Here is a 16,656-nt window from a genome sequence, read left to right on the forward strand (position 1 = left end):
ACCCGGAAGCTAAGCCTTACAGCGCCGATGGTACTGCAGGGGGGACCCTGTGGGAGAGTAGGACGCCGCCGAACAATTATTGCGAGGAAACCCCGCACCGGAAACGGTGCGGGGTTTTCTGCGTTTAGGGTCTCTGTATGCGCTACGACCTGGTTATCTTCGACAACGACGGTGTTCTCGTCGACAGTGAGCCGATCTCCAATCGGCTGCTCGCCGGCTATCTCACCGAGCTGGGGCACCCGACGTCCTACGAGGACTCGCTGCGGGACTACATGGGGGCCGCCATGCACCGCGTGCACGACCTCGTCCTGGAGCGGACGGGACGGAGCTTGCCCGTGGACTTCGACGACGTGTTTCACGGGCGGGTGTTCGCCGCCTTCGTGCGGGAGCTGGAGCCGGTTCCCGGAGCCGTCGGGGTGCTGGAGAAGCTGGCCGCGGACGGGGTGGCGTACTGCCTGGCCTCGTCCGGGAGTCATGAGCGGATTCGGGTGGGACACCGGAAGACCGGGCTGGACCGGTGGTTCGAGGACGAGCGGATCTTCAGTTCCCAGGACGTGGGGCGGGGGAAGCCGGCGCCGGATCTGTTCCTGCACGCGGCGGAGCGGATGGGAGTGGCGCCGGAGCGGTGTGTCGTGGTCGAGGACAGTCCGCTCGGTGTGCGGGCCGCCGTCGCGGCCGGTATGGACGTGTACGGGTTCACCGCGATGACGCCCGCCGACCGGCTCGCCGGGGCGACTCGGCTCTTCGGGGACATGGGGGAGCTGGCCGATCTGCTGCGCGGCTGACGCCTGACATTCGGCATGCGCTGTTCCGGACGGTTGTTTCTCCTGCGGGACCCTGCTCGGCCGCGAAGCTGAGTGCTGGAAGCTGAGAAGAATTCATCTTTGATTGGATCTACCCACGGGTAAGCCGGGGCCCTACGCTCGCCGCCATGACTGATGTGCTGCGGCGCGGCAGGGCCTCGCTCGCGTTCGGCTTCTTCGCCCAAGGGGTCGCCTTCGCGCTGCTGGTGACGCGCATCCCGGCCATCCAGGACCGGTACGGCGTCTCCGACGCGCTGCTGCCCGCCTTCCTCGCCGCCGTGCCGATCCTGGCCGGCGTCGGGAGTGTGGTGAGCGAGCGCCTGGTGCGGCGGGTGCGGCCGAGCCGGCTGCTGCGCTGGTCCCAGCCGGTGGTGCTGCTGGCGCTGCTCGGCGTCGGGGCGGGGGACCGGGTGGCGCTGCTGGCCGTCGCCCTGGCCGTCTTCGGGCTGGCCGTGGGCGCGCTGGACGCCTCGATGAACATGCTCGGGGTGAGCCTGCAACGGGCGTACGGGCGCAGCATCATGCTCGGGTTCCACGCGGCGTACAGCCTGGGCGGGATTCTGGGGGCCTCGCTGGCGTGGGCGGGCGCGCACTGGGACCTGGCGCTGTGGGTGTCGTATCTGCCGGTCGTGGTGCTGCTGTTGCCGGCCGCGCTGGTGGGGAGCCGGTGGTACGTCGACGGGGAGCGGGCCGGCGCGGAGGGCACGGACGCGGGCGGGGGCGTCGCCTTCAAGGTGCTGCTGCCGCTGTGCCTGGTGATGACGTTCGCGTACATCGGGGACTCGACCGTCTCCAACTGGAGCGCGAAGTACCTCCAGGACGTGCTGGGGAGTTCGGAGCAGCTGGCCACCGTGCCGTACAACGTCTACATGGTGACCACGCTGGTGGGGCGGGCCGTCGGGGACTTCGGGGTGCGGCGGTTCGGCGCCGCGACGGTGGTGCGGGGCGGGGCGGTCGTCGCGGCGGGCGGGTTCGTCGTGGTGGCGTCGGCGCCGGGGGCCTGGGTGGGGATGCTCGGGTTCACGCTGCTGGGTCTCGGGCTGTGTGTGCTGGTGCCGCAGACGTTCGCGGCGGCGGGGCGGCTGGCGGCGGAGAAGGACGGTCGTCCGGGGGCGTCCGACGCCGCGGTGGCGCGGCTCAATGTGTTCAACTACGTCGGTTTCCTGATCGGTTCGCCGCTGGTGGGGGCGCTGGGGGACGCCTGGAGTTATCGCGGGGCGATGCTCGTGCCGATGGTGTTGGTGCTGGTGACGGTCGTGTACGCCAGGTCGTTCGAGGCTCGACCGGACCGATACGGTGGCGGTCATGAGCGGCCGCGCACAGCTGATGTGGGACGAGGCAGTAACGGGCTATGACTTTGGACCGGAGCATCCGATGGACCCGGTCCGGCTCGCCCTGACCCGGAGTCTGGTCGGTGCCCTCGGGCTCGACCGGGAGGCGGAGGTCGTCGCGGCGCGCCCGGCCGGGGAGTCGACGTTGCGGCTCGTCCACCGCGAGGACTACATCGACGCGGTGAAGGCGGCGTCGGCCGACCCGGGATCGGCGGACGGGTCGTACGGGCTCGGGACGATCGACGATCCGGCCTTCGCGGGGATGCACGAGGTGTCCGCGCTGATCGCCGGGCAGTCGGTGGGGGCGGCGGAGGCGGTGTGGCGGGGGGAAGCGCTGCACGCGGTGAACTTCGCGGGCGGGCTGCACCACGCGATGCCGGGCGCGGCGTCCGGGTTCTGCGTGTACAACGACGCGGCGCTGGCCATCGCGCGGCTGCTGGAGCTGGGGGCCGAGCGGGTCGCGTACGTGGATGTCGACGTGCATCACGGGGACGGGGTGCAGGCGGCGTTCTGGGAGGACCCGCGGGTGCTGACGGTGTCGCTGCACGAGCATCCGGCGACGCTGTTCCCGCAGACCGGGTGGCCGGAGGAGACGGGGGCGGACTGCGCCGAGGGGTCGGCCGTGAACGTCGCGCTGCCGGCGGGGACCGGGGACGCGGGGTGGCTGCGGGCGTTCCACGCGGTGGTGCCGGAGGTCCTCGCGGAGTTCCGGCCGCAGGTATTGGTGACGCAGCACGGTGCCGATACGCACTTCGAGGATCCGCTGGCGCATCTGGCGGTGTCGCTGGACGCGCAGCGGGCGGTGCAGGTGGCGTGCCATGACTTCGCGCACGAGTACGCCGGGGGGCGGTGGGTGGCGCTCGGCGGGGGCGGATACGCGGTGGTGGAGGTGGTGCCGCGGTCGTGGACCCACCTGGTGGGGATCGCGGCGGGGCGGCCGGTGGAGCCGGAGACGGTGATTCCGGAGGGGTGGCGGCAGGAGGTGTTCGCGCGGACGCGGCAGCTGGGGCCGCAGCGGATGACCGATGGGCGGTGGCCGGTGTCGTACGCCTCGTGGGAGGCGGGGTACGACCCGGCGGATCGGTTGGACCAGGCGGTGCGGGCGGCTCGGCGGGCGGTGTTTCCGTTGCGGGGGTTGTTGGCGTAGGGCGGTTTCCTGGTTGCCCGGCGTTGGTGCTGGGCGGGGGCCGGGGGCGCGAACCGGCGCTGGCCGGGTGTCTCCCCCAGTGCCTGAACGGCCTGGGAGGTACCCCCATCGCCCACCCGTGCCGCCCCAGCGGCACGACTGCCCGCGGCGACGGGCGGCACGGGTGTTACGCCGACCGTGCGTAGATTCTTCCGTTTCCTGCTCCGCTCGCCGAGCGGCACGGCAGCATCGGAGGTGTGCTGACCCGTGGAGCTCTTCGGGCTCATCTTCTTGATGTTCGGCTGGCCGGGGTGGTGGCGACCTCTCGGGAGGTGAGTCTGCGGAGTTACCGGTTGTTCGCCGCGCGGGATCCCCGGGTGCTGCTCGGGATCGACCCGTTGCGGGCCTGGGGGCCGCGGGAGCTGCTGGGACTGATGGCGGAGAGGTGCGGGGTTTCGGCCGATCCGCGCGACACCTCGGGTCAGGACGTGATCGACCCGGACCGGACCCTCGCGGCGCTGGACGCCTTCGCCGACCGGCTCGCGGCGGCCGCCGGGCGTCGTGCCCCGGTGCTGCTCGGCACCGGGCACCCGCATCGACTGCTCGGCTTCTACGTCGCCTTGGCCGAGGCGCTGTCGGCGGCGGGATGTGCTGTCCTCACCCCGGCGCAGGGTCGCTCTGTCGACATAACGACCCGGTTCGGTCTACGCACGTACCTCCTCGACTACGTTCGTGGAGTCGCGTTGGTGCGGGAGCCCGGTGCCGGGCGCGCCGGTGGTGAGCCCGGCGCACACACGCACTCGCCGCTGCCGGTTCGGACCGCGCTGGCGGCCGCGGCGGAGGGGGGCGGGCCGCTGCCCGAGTTGGTGATCGGGGATCACGGGTGGGTCTGCGGAGCAGGTCAGCTGGGGTTCGAGGCCATCGGTCCGGCCGATACGGACGATCCCGCGCTCTTCGTCGGTCAGGCCGAGGGGTTCGTGTCCGTCGCCGTTCCACTTGATGACGCTGTGCGGTCTGAGTACTACCGACCGCTTACCCGCTACGTACTCAATCGGGCGTGTCTGTCACGGTAGGGAAGCGATGGGTGCACCTCTTCCCCATTCGCATCACCCGCCCCTACATTGGGGAGTGAGCACGCAGCGACGAAGAGTCACCGGAAGGGGAAGCCGGTGGCCGTCGAGTGCGGAAGGTTCAGGTGTGTCATGGCTGCAGCTGGCGAAAGGCCTCTGAACGAGGTTCAGTTCCTTACCGTGGCGGAAGTCGCCTCGGTGATGCGCGTGTCCAAGATGACCGTGTACCGGTTGGTGCACAGCGGTCATCTGCCCGCGATCCGGGTGGGACGGTCGTTCCGCGTCCCGGAGCAAGCGGTTCACGAGTACCTCCGCGAGAGCTACGTGGGGGTGGAAACGGCCTGACGGCCCTCGATTACGACCTCAGCGCTGGGACCGGTAGGCTGGCCCCTCGTAGGTCGTGTGGGCCCATGGCGCTCACCAACCGAGTGATGAGAAGTGAGCGAGGATAGTCGTGGGCTCTGTTATCAAGAAGCGGCGCAAGCGGATGGCCAAGAAGAAGCACCGCAAGCTGCTGAAGCGCACGCGCGTTCAGCGTCGCAACAAGAAGTAAGCGACGCTGCGCCGTCAGCGTGTCCTGTGGCCCCCCACCGCATCCGGTGGGGGGCCGCAGTCGTGTTTTCGTCATCTGCCGTGTCCGTCGGTCATCACCGGGCAACACCTACCGGCTAAGTTGGCCGGAGCAGGGCGGGAGCAGGCGGAAGGAAGGCGCTGATCTTGGGCAAGGTCGTGCTCGTCACCGGAGTGGCCCGGCAGCTGGGCGGGCGGTTCGTCCGGCGCGTCCAGCGTGATCCCGAGGTGGAGCGGGTGATCGGCGTGGACGCCGTCGCGCCCGAGCACCATCTGGGCGGCGCGGAGTTCGTCCAGGCCGATATCCGGCAGTCGGCCATCGGCCGGGTGCTCGCCGAGACGCGGGCGGACACGGTCGTGCACCTGGACGTGACGGGGACGCCGCTGGGCAGCGGCAGCCGCACGTCGGTGAAGGAGACCAACGTCATCGGCACCATGCAGCTGCTCGGCGCCTGCCAGAAGTCGCCGACGGTACGGCGGCTGGTGGTGAAGTCCAGTACGAACGTCTACGGGTCCGCCCCGCGCGATCCGGCCGTCTGCACCGAGACCACCACGCCCAAGTCCCTGCCCAGCGGCGGCTTCGCCAAGGACGCGGTCGAGGTCGAGGGGTACGTGCGGGGCTTCGCGCGCCGTCGGCCGGACGTGTCGGTGACCGTGCTGCGGTTCGCCAACATCCTCGGCCCGGCCGCGGACACGCCGCTCGCCTCCTACCTCGGACTGCCGGTGCTGCCGACGGTGTTCGGCTACGACCCGCGGCTGCAGTTCGTGCACGAGGACGACGTGATCGAGGTGCTGCGGGTCTGCTCGCACGAGCCCCGGCGGGGCACGCTGAACAGCGGGACGTTCAACATCGCCGGTGACGGTGTGCTGCTGCTCTCCCAGTGCTCGCGGCGCCTCGGCCGCCCCACGGTGCCGTTGCTGCTGCCCGCGGTCACCTGGGCGGGCTCGCTCGTGCGTACGCTGGGGATGACGGACTTCTCCCCCGAGCAGATCCGGCTGCTCACCCACGGTCGGGTGGTGGACACCACGCAGATGCGCGAGACGCTGGGCTTCAGGCCGAAGTACTCGACGGCCGGGGCGTTCGCGGACTTCGCCCGCGGCCGCGGTGCCGGGCTGCTGCCGCCCGAGGCCCTCGCGGGGGCCGTCGACCGGATCGCGGAGCTGTCCCTGCGGGGCAGCGGTCACCTCCCGACGCAGAGCGCCAACTGAGGAGCGCATCAACGATGGCGGACGCCAAGGTCATTCCGTTCGACGACGACCGGTCGCGGGGGAGCCGCGGCGCGGGCAGCCGGCGCAGGGGCGGTTCGGCGGAGTCGGCACCGGCGGGCGACGAGGGGCCGGTGGGTGAGGTGCAGCCACTGCCCGTACGGGGCGCCGCCGCCGAGGACCCCGCGCCCGAGCCGGACGCGTCGCCCGCGGCCCCGCCGGCGGCGGAGGGCGGCGGTGCGGACGGCGGCCTGGAGCGGCGCGTCGCGGCCGGCCTGTCCTTCCTGCGCCGCCGACTCACCGGGGACTACGCGGTCGACGACTTCGGCTACGACGCCGAGCTGACCGACCAGGTGCTGATGTCCCTGCTGCGGCCGATGTACGAGAAGTACTTCCGGGTCGAGGTGAAGGGCGTGGAGAACATCCCGGCCGAGGGCGGTGCGCTGATCGTCGCCAACCACTCCGGGACGCTGCCGCTGGACGGGCTGATGATGCAGGTCGCCGTGCACGACCACCATCCGGCCGACCGGCACCTGCGGCTGCTGGCGGCGGACCTGGTGTTCGTGCTGCCGGTGGTCAACGAGCTGGCACGCAAGCTGGGCCACACCCTGGCCTGCGCGGAGGACGCCGAACGGCTGCTGGCGCAGGGTGAGCTGGTCGGGGTGATGCCGGAGGGCTTCAAGGGCATCGGCAAGCCGTTCGGCGAGCGCTACAAGCTCCAGCGGTTCGGGCGGGGCGGCTTCGTGTCCACGGCCCTGCGGCAGGGTGCGCCGATCGTTCCGTGCTCGATCGTCGGGGCGGAGGAGATCTACCCGATGATCGGCAACTCCAAGACCCTGGCGCGGCTGCTGGGCTTCCCGTACTTCCCGCTCACGCCGACCTTCCCCTGGCTCGGGCCGCTGGGTGCGGTGCCGCTGCCCACGAAGTGGACGATCCAGTTCGGCGAGCCGATCCCGACGGACGGCTACGCGCCGGAGGCGGCCGAGGACCCGGTGCTGATGTTCAACCTGACCGACCAGGTGAGGGAACAGATCCAGCACACCCTCTACAAGCTGCTGGTGCAGCGGCGGTCGGTGTTCTTCTGAGGCGAGGTGGGGCGCCCCTGGTGCTGGGGCGCCCCACCGCTCAGTCCGCGTCCTCCGCCTCGATGCCCAGGCCGGGCAGGAGGCCCGGGAGGAGGGGCGGGAGGGTGACGTCCGGCTCCGTGGGCGGGGTGTGGCCGCCCGTGGGTGGGGAGGCGGTGTCGCTGTCGTCCTTCGGCGGGTCGAGCAGGCCGCCGGTGCCGCCGCCGAGCAGGCCGTCGCTCTCGTCGCCGGAGTCGGCGGACTCGCTGGGCCGGCCGGACTGGGAACGCCCGCGCTCGGACGTGCCGCCGTCACCGGTGCGGGGCGGCGCGGAGTGACCGGAGCCCGGGGTGTCGGTGGTCGTCGAGCCGGAACCGCCGGGGCGGCCGCCGTCCCCGCTGTCGTCGTCCTCGGTGGGCGGTTTGGGCAGCATGGACTCCAGCGGAGCCACGTCGTCGTCTATGGCGTCGAACACCGACGACACCTGCTCACTGACGTCCCCGAGCTGCACGGGCAGCCGCTCGCGCAGTGCTCCCCAGGTCTCCCGGTGGGACTGGGAGAAGGCGGAGAGGGCCTGCATGGGCGCCAGCGAGTCCGGGTCGAGGGCGTAGGCCGCGCTGAGCAGGCGGTGGCCCTCGGAGGCGTCGTGCTGCATGCCGGACAGGGCGCGGCGGACCTCGCCGAGGGACTCGTGGTCGAGGGGGCCGCTGCGGCCGCGCTCCATCAGCCGGCGTGCCTCGCTGAGCCGGGTCGAGGCGAGGTCCAGGTAGGCCCGGCCCCGCTCGTCGTTGCCGTCGGCGAGGCCGAGGCGGAAGTCCTCTATGCCGCGTTTGAGGCCGTAGAGCGAGTCGCCGGGCAGGGCGTCCGAACTGGCGGCGGCGACTCCGCCGAAGGCCCCGGCGGCCACGCTCACGCTCAGTCCGCCCGCGGTGAGGCCCTTGGCCAGCCGCGAGCGGGGCCGGAACCTGCTCAGCGGAGCGGCCCGATGGGTGCCGCGCGCCCGCCGCTGCTCCGGTACCGACGTGTCCGCCGCCCCGCCGCTCGCGGTGCCCTCCTGCAGCATGGCCTCGAAGGCGGCCACGAGCTGGGCCCGCTGGACGACCTTGACCTCGGGATCCAGCTTCGGCCGGGGCAGCGTCTCCAGACCATGGGCGAGGGTCACCAGGTGACCCTGCTCGGTCGGTTCCGCGCTGGCCCCGGCGGTCGCCGGCCCTCCGGACTGCTCGGCCGCCGCCCCGGGATCCGACTGCTCCTCCAGGGCCTGGGCGAAGGCGTTCGCCCGCCGGTGTGCCGATACGTTCGCGATCACTGGCGGCACCTCCTCTCGTCATCACGGTCGACTCCCCAGGGGGTCCTGAGGGTTGCACGCCCTGACCGGAACCATCCGATCGGGTGATCGGAGTCGGCCAGGGAGTGACCACAGGGAGCCTGCATCCCGCACAACGAGCGGCGCGGCCCTTGGGTTACGGACGGTGGATGCTCGGACCGCGGACTCAACAGACCCTCACCAGTGGTGACTTGGGGAATGCGAAGGGTGAGCGCCCTCGGTGGGCGTCTCTCAGCGGGCGTCGTCCGGGAGCAGGCGGGCGAGGGTCCGCACGGCCCGGTACTGGAGCGTCTTGATGGCGCCCTCGTTCTTGCCCATGACACGGGCGGTCTCGGCGACCGAGAGGCCCTGGAGGAAGCGCAGGGTCACGCACTCCTGCTGTTGCGGGTTGAGCCGTCGTACGGCCTCCAGCAGGGCGGCGTTGGAGAGCGACTCGAGGACGGAGTCCTCGGGGGAGCGCTCGACCTCGTTGGCGTCGAGCATCTCGCCGGTGGTGACCTCGAGGCGGAAGCGGCTGGACTTGAAGTGGTCGGCGACCAGGTTGCGGGCGATGGTCACGAGCCAGGCGCCGAAGTCACGCCCCTGCCAGGTGAAGGTGCCGATGCGCCGCAGGGCCCGCAGAAAGGTCTCACTGGTGAGGTCCTCGGCGGTGGCCTTGCCGCCCACGCGGTAGTAGATGTAGCGGTACACGGTGTCGCTGTACTGGTCGTAGAGCCGGCCGAAGGCGTCGGCCTCGCCGGCCTGGGCCCGCTCGACCAGCTCCATCATGCGGGCGCTGTCGCTGTCCGCGGCGGGGCGGCGGTGGGTGGTGGCGGCGGCCCCGGACGAGGACGACCGCGCGCGTCTGCCGACGGCGGCGCTTCCTTCGGCCAGTGCGTAGCACGGACCGGCGGGCGCGGTGGCCGCGGCGAGGGCGGGGACGGCATACGCGGTGGGGACGAAGCCGCGCAACAGGTCATGGGCTGATTTGACCGTTGCGCGCAGCGTAGCCAGGCCCGAGGCGTCAACCCCGACGTGTGGGTACACGGGACTCCCAGAGGCAGAGCTTCCATCACGTGCAGTACGGAACCATTCACCCGTCGTAGCGAAGGTGGGGTACCGGAATGCGTCTGAGGAGAATAACGCTTCGTGCAGGCACTGCTACGCCCAGTTGCTCAAATCATCGATTACGTCGCTTCTGTGCCCGATTGACGCTCGATCAGCTGCGCCAGAATGATCGTTTGGTGACCGGAACGGTTCGAATTCCGGATGACTACAGAGCGTGTTGTGGTCGATGTGAGTTCGGGGGACTGGAGAGACCGTCCCGGGGGTACGTCATCCCGATTGGGCCGACGGCCGGATCAACGGCGGCGGCGGTGCAGCGCGATGGCCGCCGCGGTGCCGCCCGCCACCGCGCCGACGCCCGCGGCCGCGGGGATGCCGACCTTGGCCGCCTTGCGGCCGGTGCGGTAGTCGCGCAGGCGCCACTCCAGCTCGCGGGCGTGCTTGCGCAGCTTGGAGTCCGGGTTGATGGCGTACGGGTGTCCGACCAGGGACAGCATCGGGATGTCGTTGTGGGAGTCGCTGTAGGCGGCGCAGCGGGACAGGTCCAGGGCCTCCGCCGCCGCCAGGGCGCGTACCGCCTCCGCCTTCGCGGGGCCGTGCAGCGGTTCGCCGACCAGCTTGCCCGTGTAGACGCCGCCGATCGACTCGGCGACCGTGCCGAGCGCGCCGGTCAGGCCCAGGCGGCGGGCGATCACCTGGGCGATCTCCACCGGGGCCGCGGTGACCAGCCAGACCTTCTGCCCGGCGTCCAGGTGGGCTTGGGCGAGGGCGCGGGTGCCGGGCCAGATCCGCTCGGCCATGTACTCGTCGTAGATCTCCTCGCCGATCGACTTCAGCTCGGAGACGCGGTGGCCCTTGACGATCGACAGTGCGGAGTCGCGGGCGTCCTGCATGTGCTCCGGGTCCTCGAACCCGGCCAGCCGGAACCACGCCTGCTGCCAGGCGAAGCGGGCGAGGTCGCGGGTCTCGAAGAACTTCCGCTTGTACAGGCCCCGGCCGAAGTGGAAGATCGCGGCGCCCTGCATCACGGTGTTGTCGAGGTCGAAGAAGGCGGCCGCCCGCTCGTCGCCGTGCACCGGGAACTCCGGTTCCGTGGCGCCGGTGCCGGGAGCGGCATCCTGTGTTCTCTCGGCGGCCTCCGCGGACTTGCGCGCCGCCTCCGCCGAGGCCTCGCCTGCCAACACGCTCCGCGCCGTGGCGGAGCGCCTACGGGGGGTGAGCCATCGAAGAGCGGCCATGCCCGTGAGCATAGCCAGTTTGTTCGGATGCTTCGGAGTCGAGAGGTTCGCGGGCTGTGAACTCTGGGCGACCGTGCCGTTAAAGGGCCTCAGGCCCGGGGGCCGCCCGCGCGCGCGAGAATGGCCGGCATGAGCCCCCTCTTCCGCCGGAAGCCCGCGCAGCCCCCTGAGCACTCCGAGAACCATCTCGTCACCCTCATCCGCAAACCCGGCTGCCATCTGTGTGATGACGCACAGCTCGTCGTCGAGAAGGTCTGTGCCGAGCTCGGTGTCCCCTGGGAGGGGAAGGACATCACCGAGGACCGCGAGCTCCACGACCAGTACTGGGAACAGATTCCGGTCGTGCTGATCGACGGCCGGCAGCACACCTTCTGGCGTGTGAACGAGGAACGGCTGCGCAAGGCACTGACCGATCAGTACAAGTAGTCCGTATGGTCGCTTAGGATCGATGGCGACCAGGTCTCGGGGGCGTTGATCGTGAGGAGTGTGTGCGGCTTTGCCCCCGATGAGTGAGGAACGAGGGCGTGTGCGCGCCGGTTCCCGTCCCGTGCGCCGGGGGCGCGTGACCCCGGTCACGTTGGCCGGGCAAATCGGACACCATCTTTGTGCACGCGTTCACAAAGACATAGCCTGCATTCGACGGGGCGGTCATGTAGGGACGTATGACCGCCTACAGCCCCGCTCTACCCGCAGGAGCACCGTGGCAACTGGCCGAGCACACCGACCGGCGACCCGCAGCCGAGGGATTCCCGAGGCCACCGTCGCCAGGCTTCCGCTGTACCTCCGCGCACTGACCGCGCTCTCCGAGCGCTCGGTGCCCACGGTCTCGTCCGAGGAGCTGGCGGCCGCCGCGGGGGTCAACTCCGCGAAGCTGCGCAAGGACTTCTCCTACCTCGGCTCCTACGGGACGCGGGGCGTCGGCTACGACGTCGAGTATCTCGTCTACCAGATCTCCCGCGAACTCGGCCTGACCCAGGACTGGCCGGTTGTGATCGTAGGAATCGGTAACCTCGGCGCCGCACTCGCCAACTACGGCGGCTTCGCCTCCCGCGGTTTCCGGGTCGCCGCGCTCATCGACGCCGACCCGGGGATGGCCGGAAAGCCCGTCGCCGGCATCCCGGTGCAGCACACCGACGAGCTGGAGAAGATCATCCAGGACGACGGTGTCTCCATCGGCGTGATCGCGACCCCCGCCGGCGCCGCCCAGCAGGTCTGCGACCGCCTCGTGGCCGCCGGTGTCACCTCCATCCTGAACTTCGCGCCGACCGTGCTGAACGTCCCCGAGGGCGTCGACGTGCGCAAGGTCGACCTCTCCATCGAGCTGCAGATCCTCGCCTTCCACGAGCAGCGCAAGGCGGGCGAGGTGGCCATGGGCGACGCCGGTGCCGTGCCGCCCGTCGCCGCCCGCAAGCAGCAGCCCTCCACCGACCAGGGACCCGACGGGGACGTACCCGCCGTGATGCCGGCATGAGCCTCCTCGTCGTCGGGCTGAGCCACCGCAGCGCCCCCGTCAGCGTGCTGGAGCGGGCCTCGCTGAACGCGGACGCCCAGTTCAAGCTGCTCCAGGACACGGTCGCCGCCGAACCGGCCGCCGAGGCCGCGCTGCTGGCCACCTGCAACCGCATCGAGCTGTACGCCGACGTCGACAAGTTCCACGCCGGTGTCGCCGAGCTGTCCACGCTGCTCGCCCAGCACAGCGGCGTCGGCCTGGAGGAGCTCACTCCCCATCTCTACGTGCACTACGAGGACCGGGCCGTCCACCACCTGTTCTCGGTGGCCTGCGGGCTCGACTCGATGGTCGTCGGCGAGGGGCAGATCCTCGGCCAGATAAAGGACTCGCTGGCCCGCGCCCAGGGCCTGCACACCGCCGGACGGCTCCTGAACGACCTGTTCCAGCAGGCCCTGCGGGTCGGCAAGCGCGCCCACTCCGAGACCGGCATCGACCGCGCCGGACAGTCCCTGGTCACCTTCGGCCTGGAGCAACTGTCCGCCGGAGCCGACGTCCAGCAGTGGGCCCGGGGCAAGAAGGCCCTGGTCATCGGCGCCGGTTCGATGTCCTCGCTGGCCGCCGCCACGCTGGCGCGGTCCGGGGTCGCCGAGATCGTGGTCGCCAACCGCACCTTCGAGCGCGCCGAGCGGCTCGCCCGGATCCTGAGCGAGGGCGACGACACGGACGTGCTGGCCCGCGCGGTACCGATGGACTCGGTGCCGGTCGAGCTGACACGTGCCGACGTGGCCGTCTCCTGCACCGGCGCGACCGGACTGGTCCTCACGGCCGACGCCGTGGCCGCGACGGTGGCGGGCCGCACCGGCGCGCCCGCCGCCGCGTCCGACGGAGCGGCCGACGCCGGTTCCGCCGGTGTACGGGAGGAGCGGCAGGGTGCGGAAACGCCACTGCCGGGTCCCGGTACCGCGGCCGGCGGCGACGAGAACTGCCCCCTGGACCTGTCCCCCGTCCCGTCCGGCTTCTCCGTCATGGGCGAGGCCGCCGTGGCCGGCATGGACGCCGCGACGCTGGAGCAGCACGGGGCGTGGGCCGCGGGCGGCACGGCGGTGGACCGGCCGCGCGAGACGGGCCGGACCGGTGCGGAGGCGGAGGCCGAGCTGATCGGCGCGCTCGCCGCGACCGCGACGCGCGTCGGCCGCATCCCCGAGCGCCGCCGCCCCGAGCCGGTCGCCGACGCGCCGCGCCCCGAGCCCGTGCTCTTCCTGCTCGACCTCGCCATGCCGCGCGACGTCGACGCCGCCGTGCACCGGCTGGCCGGAGTGCGCCTGGTGGACATCGAGTCGCTCGCCGACGCATCCGCCGACGCGCCGATGGCCGCCGACGTGGACATGGTCCGCCGGATCGTCGCCGACGAGGTCGCCGCCTTCGGCGCCGCCCAGCGCGCCGCGCACATCACGCCCACCGTGGTCGCGCTGCGCAGCATGGCCGCGGACGTGGTGGCCGGCGAGATCGCCCGCCTGGAAGGGCGGCTGCCGGGGCTCGACGACAAGCACCGCGCCGAGATCACCCAGACCGTCAAGCGTGTGGTCGACAAGCTCCTGCACGCACCGACGGTGCGGGTCAAGCAGCTCGCCGCCGAACCCGGCGGTGCCGGGTACGCGGACGCGCTGCGCACCCTGTTCGACCTCGACCAGGAGACGGTGGCCTCCGTCTCCCGCGCCGGGAACAGCACCACTGAGAAGAACCGAGGGCCGGCATGACTGAGAAGGCACTGAGGCTGGGGACGAGGCGGAGCAAGCTCGCCATGGCCCAGTCCGGCCAGGTGGCGGACGCCGTGAGCCAGGTGACCGGTCGGCCCGTTGAGCTGGTCGAGATCACCACGTACGGCGACACGTCGCGCGAGCACCTGGCGCAGATCGGCGGCACGGGCGTGTTCGTCGCCGCGCTGCGGGACGCGCTGCTGCGGGGAGAGGTGGACTTCGCGGTTCACTCGCTCAAGGACCTCCCCACCGCGCAGCACGAGGGCCTGGTCGTGGCCGCGGTCCCGGAGCGCGAGGACCCGCGGGACGTGGTCGTCGCCCGGGACGCGCGCAAGCTGACCGACCTCCCGCGCGGGGCGCGCATCGGTACGGGGGCGCCGCGCCGCATGGCGCAGCTGAACGCGTACGCCCGCACCCACGGGATGGAGATCGAGACGGTCCCGATCCGGGGCAACGTCGACACCCGCATCGGGTACGTCCGCAGCGGTGAGCTGGACGCGGTCGTACTGGCCGCCGCCGGGCTCAACCGGGTCGGCCGCATCGACGAGGTGACCGACTTCCTGTCGGTCGACACGGTTCTGCCGGCTCCCGGCCAGGGGGCCCTGGCGATCGAGTGCACCGCGGACAACACGGAACTCGTCGCCGCGCTCGCCGAACTCGACGACCCGTTCACGCGGGCCGCCGTCACGGCCGAGCGGTCACTGCTCGCCGCCCTGGAGGCCGGCTGCAGCGCCCCGGTGGGCGCGCTGGCCGACCTTCTGGCCGACGGGCAGATTGTCAAGGAAATGCGCCTGCGCGGCGTCGTCGGCACGACCGACGGCTCGACGCTGGTGCAGCTGTCCACCACCGGTCCCGTGCCCGAGACGCACGAGGCGGCGCTGGCACTCGGTCGCGAACTCGCCACCGAGATGCTCGCCCAGGGCGCGGCCGGTCTGATGGGGGAGCGAGCACAGTGAGCCCCACCACCCTTCCCGCCGGTCCTGAACACGGGCACGTCACCTTCCTCGGTGCCGGACCCGGAGATCCGGGACTGCTGACTCTGCGCGCCGTCGAGGCGCTGGCGCACGCGGACGTCCTCGTCGCCGAGCACGAGGTGCTCGACGTCGTACGCACGCATGCGAGGCAGGGCGTGTCGGAAGTGCACACGGATACCGATCCGTCGGATCCGGGCACAGGCGCGCCCCAGCTGACGGTTGTTGACGGTGCGTCAACGATCGTCGGCGCCCCCGCTGTGCGGGATGCCGCACATCTTGTCATGGAGGCCGCGCGGGGCGGCAGGCGGGTCGTGCGTGCGGTGACCGGGGACCCCGGGCTCGACGCGTACGCCGCCGAGGAGATGCTGGCGTGCGCCGCCGCCGGGGTGCCCTTCGAGGTGGTCCCCGGTGTCGCGAACGCCGTCGGCGTGCCCGCGTACGCCGGTGTGCCGCTGCGGGACGCGGAGGGCGCCGACGTGCGGTTCGTGGACGCCCGTACGGCGTCGGACCGCTGCTGGACCGAGGTGGGCGCCTCCGACGGCACGGTGGTCGTGTCGACGACGCTGGACTCGGTGGCCGCGGCGGCCGGCGAGCTGGTGTCGGCGGGCCGCAAGCCGGACACCCCGCTGACGGTGACGATCGCCGGTACGACGACGCGGCAGCGCACCTGGACGGCGACGCTCGGCACGGTCGCCCAGACGCTGAAGCAGGCGAAGGTGCTGCCGTCCCCGGACGGCGGCCGCCCGGTGATAGCCGTGGTCGGCGAGCGCTCCGCCCCCGCCCGGCGCGACCAGCTGTCGTGGTTCGAGTCCAAGCCGCTGTTCGGCTGGAAGGTCCTCGTGCCGCGTACGAAGGAGCAGGCGGCGTCGCTCTCCGACCAACTGCGGTCCTACGGGGCCGTCCCCAGCGAGGTCCCGACCATCGCGGTGGAACCGCCGCGCACCCCGCAGCAGATGGAGCGGGCGGTCAAGGGCCTGGTGACGGGCCGCTACGAGTGGATCGCGTTCACGTCGGTCAACGCGGTGAAGGCGGTCCGCGAGAAGTTCGAGGAGTACGGCCTCGACGCCCGCGCCTTCGCCGGCATCAAGGTCGCGGCCGTGGGCGAGCAGACGGCGAACGCCCTGATCGCCTTCGGGGTGAAGCCGGACCTGGTGCCGAGCGGCGAGCAGTCGGCCGCCGGTCTCCTGGAGGACTGGCCGCCCTACGACCCGGTGTTCGACCCGATCGACCGCGTCTTCCTGCCGCGGGCGGACATCGCCACGGAGACGCTCGTCGCCGGTCTGATCGAGCTGGGCTGGGAGGTCGACGACGTCACCGCGTACCGCACGGTGCGCGCCTCGCCGCCCCCGGCCACGACCCGGGAGGCCATCAAGGGCGGCGGTTTCGACGCGGTGCTCTTCACCTCGTCGTCCACGGTCCGCAACCTGGTCGGCATCGCGGGCAAGCCGCACAACGTCACGGTGATCGCGTGCATCGGCCCGGCGACGGCCAAGACGGCCGAGGAGCACGGGCTGCGCGTCGACGTCATGGCACCGGAGCCGTCCGTCCTCAAGCTGGCGGAGGCCCTGGCCGACTTCGGCCTGCGGCGCCGGGCGGCGGCGTTGGAGGCGGGGGACCCGGTGACCCGGCCCAGCGAGCGGCGGCCGGGGTCACGGAGACGGCGGTCTTCGACCTGAGGTGATGCGGGGCGCTCCCG

16 protein-coding genes and 1 rRNA gene are annotated in these 16,656 nt (G+C 71.8%); 14 read left to right on the forward strand and 3 right to left on the reverse strand.

All coding sequences use genetic code 11. From position 1 onward, the window contains the following. The 9 genes from rrf to BZZ08_RS19325 form a co-directional block, all read left to right on the forward strand. A 5S ribosomal RNA gene (gene rrf / locus BZZ08_RS40130) occupies nt 1-74 on the forward strand; the annotation flags it as partial. Nucleotides 75-137: 63 nt separating this feature from the next. Beyond that, a complete protein-coding gene (locus BZZ08_RS19290; protein ID WP_104633504.1) occupies nt 138-785 on the forward strand; it encodes an HAD family hydrolase in 648 nt (215 codons plus the stop codon). A gap of 146 nt (nt 786-931) precedes the next feature. Then, the gene (locus BZZ08_RS19295; RefSeq protein ID WP_104633505.1) at nt 932-2,158 is read left to right on the forward strand and encodes an MFS transporter; all 1,227 of its coding nucleotides are present in this window, start codon (nt 932-934) and stop codon (nt 2,156-2,158) included. After that, nucleotides 2,109-3,281 carry an acetoin utilization protein AcuC gene (locus tag BZZ08_RS19300; protein ID WP_104633506.1) on the forward strand — a complete coding sequence of 391 codons (1,173 nt, stop codon included), beginning with the start codon at nt 2,109-2,111 and terminating at the stop codon, nt 3,279-3,281. Before BZZ08_RS19295 ends, BZZ08_RS19300 begins: the two co-directional genes overlap by 50 nt. A 236-nt stretch (nt 3,282-3,517) precedes the next feature. Then, on the forward strand, nt 3,518-4,333 hold the full coding sequence (locus BZZ08_RS19305; protein WP_104633507.1) for a phosphatase: 816 nt from the start codon (nt 3,518-3,520) through the stop codon (nt 4,331-4,333). Between the two features lie 129 nt (nt 4,334-4,462). Beyond that, nucleotides 4,463-4,675 carry a helix-turn-helix domain-containing protein gene (locus tag BZZ08_RS19310; protein WP_004984898.1) on the forward strand — a complete coding sequence of 71 codons (213 nt, stop codon included), beginning with the start codon at nt 4,463-4,465 and terminating at the stop codon, nt 4,673-4,675. Nucleotides 4,676-4,784: 109 nt separating this feature from the next. Next, on the forward strand, nt 4,785-4,883 hold the full coding sequence (locus BZZ08_RS19315; RefSeq protein WP_003948845.1) for a 30S ribosomal protein bS22: 99 nt from the start codon (nt 4,785-4,787) through the stop codon (nt 4,881-4,883). A gap of 164 nt (nt 4,884-5,047) precedes the next feature. Beyond that, complete coding sequence (locus BZZ08_RS19320) at nt 5,048-6,109, forward strand: NAD-dependent epimerase/dehydratase family protein (protein ID WP_104633508.1); 1,062 nt, start codon at nt 5,048-5,050, stop codon at nt 6,107-6,109. Between the two features lie 14 nt (nt 6,110-6,123). Continuing rightward, a complete protein-coding gene (locus tag BZZ08_RS19325; protein ID WP_104633509.1) occupies nt 6,124-7,191 on the forward strand; it encodes a lysophospholipid acyltransferase family protein in 1,068 nt (355 codons plus the stop codon). Between the two features lie 40 nt (nt 7,192-7,231). On the opposite strand, the gene BZZ08_RS19330 is transcribed toward BZZ08_RS19325, so the two are convergent. The 3 genes from BZZ08_RS19330 to BZZ08_RS19340 form a co-directional block, all read right to left on the reverse strand. Beyond that, nucleotides 7,232-8,479: a DUF5667 domain-containing protein gene (locus BZZ08_RS19330; RefSeq protein WP_198601572.1), complete on the reverse strand. Its 1,248-nt coding sequence runs from the start codon at nt 8,477-8,479 to the stop codon at nt 7,232-7,234. Between the two features lie 249 nt (nt 8,480-8,728). Next, nucleotides 8,729-9,523, reverse strand: a complete 795-nt coding sequence (locus BZZ08_RS19335) for an ECF subfamily RNA polymerase sigma factor, BldN family (RefSeq protein WP_198601573.1) — start codon at nt 9,521-9,523, stop codon at nt 8,729-8,731. Between the two features lie 314 nt (nt 9,524-9,837). Continuing rightward, on the reverse strand, nt 9,838-10,779 hold the full coding sequence (locus tag BZZ08_RS19340) for an HAD family hydrolase (protein ID WP_104633571.1): 942 nt from the start codon (nt 10,777-10,779) through the stop codon (nt 9,838-9,840). A 120-nt stretch (nt 10,780-10,899) separates the two neighbouring features. On the opposite strand from BZZ08_RS19340, the gene BZZ08_RS19345 reads away from it, so the two are divergent. The 5 genes from BZZ08_RS19345 to BZZ08_RS19365 all read left to right on the forward strand — a co-directional run bounded on the left by BZZ08_RS19345 (nt 10,900) and on the right by BZZ08_RS19365 (nt 16,636). Further along, nucleotides 10,900-11,205 carry a glutaredoxin family protein gene (locus BZZ08_RS19345; RefSeq protein ID WP_104633511.1) on the forward strand — a complete coding sequence of 102 codons (306 nt, stop codon included), beginning with the start codon at nt 10,900-10,902 and terminating at the stop codon, nt 11,203-11,205. Nucleotides 11,206-11,479: 274 nt separating this feature from the next. Next, complete coding sequence (locus BZZ08_RS19350) at nt 11,480-12,250, forward strand: redox-sensing transcriptional repressor Rex (protein ID WP_104633512.1); 771 nt, start codon at nt 11,480-11,482, stop codon at nt 12,248-12,250. Then, on the forward strand, nt 12,247-13,986 hold the full coding sequence (locus BZZ08_RS19355; RefSeq protein ID WP_104633513.1) for a glutamyl-tRNA reductase: 1,740 nt from the start codon (nt 12,247-12,249) through the stop codon (nt 13,984-13,986). The genes BZZ08_RS19350 and BZZ08_RS19355 overlap by 4 nt, the downstream gene beginning before the upstream one ends. Continuing rightward, nucleotides 13,983-14,942 carry a hydroxymethylbilane synthase gene (hemC, locus tag BZZ08_RS19360; RefSeq protein ID WP_104633514.1) on the forward strand — a complete coding sequence of 320 codons (960 nt, stop codon included), beginning with the start codon at nt 13,983-13,985 and terminating at the stop codon, nt 14,940-14,942. Before BZZ08_RS19355 ends, hemC begins: the two co-directional genes overlap by 4 nt. Next, nucleotides 14,939-16,636, forward strand: coding sequence for a uroporphyrinogen-III synthase (locus BZZ08_RS19365; RefSeq protein WP_104633515.1), 1,698 nt, complete (start codon nt 14,939-14,941; stop codon nt 16,634-16,636). The genes hemC and BZZ08_RS19365 overlap by 4 nt, the downstream gene beginning before the upstream one ends. Nucleotides 16,637-16,656 lie beyond the last annotated feature (20 nt).

Origin of the sequence: Streptomyces sp. MH60 (genome assembly GCF_002939385.1) — a bacterium.
Lineage (GTDB): Bacteria > Actinomycetota > Actinomycetes > Streptomycetales > Streptomycetaceae > Streptomyces.

Coding starts and splice junctions, on each gene's coding strand:
- BZZ08_RS19290 (WP_104633504.1), top strand. CDS start 138: ATGCGCTACGACCTGGTTATCTTCGACAACGACGGTGTTCTCGTCGAC.
- BZZ08_RS19295 (WP_104633505.1), top strand. CDS start 932: ATGACTGATGTGCTGCGGCGCGGCAGGGCCTCGCTCGCGTTCGGCTTC.
- BZZ08_RS19300 (WP_104633506.1), top strand. CDS start 2,109: ATGAGCGGCCGCGCACAGCTGATGTGGGACGAGGCAGTAACGGGCTAT.
- BZZ08_RS19310 (WP_004984898.1), top strand. CDS start 4,463: ATGGCTGCAGCTGGCGAAAGGCCTCTGAACGAGGTTCAGTTCCTTACC.
- BZZ08_RS19325 (WP_104633509.1), top strand. CDS start 6,124: ATGGCGGACGCCAAGGTCATTCCGTTCGACGACGACCGGTCGCGGGGG.
- BZZ08_RS19340 (WP_104633571.1), bottom strand. CDS start 10,779: ATGGCCGCTCTTCGATGGCTCACCCCCCGTAGGCGCTCCGCCACGGCG.
- BZZ08_RS19345 (WP_104633511.1), top strand. CDS start 10,900: ATGGCCGGCATGAGCCCCCTCTTCCGCCGGAAGCCCGCGCAGCCCCCT.
- BZZ08_RS19355 (WP_104633513.1), top strand. CDS start 12,247: ATGAGCCTCCTCGTCGTCGGGCTGAGCCACCGCAGCGCCCCCGTCAGC.
- hemC (WP_104633514.1), top strand. CDS start 13,983: ATGACTGAGAAGGCACTGAGGCTGGGGACGAGGCGGAGCAAGCTCGCC.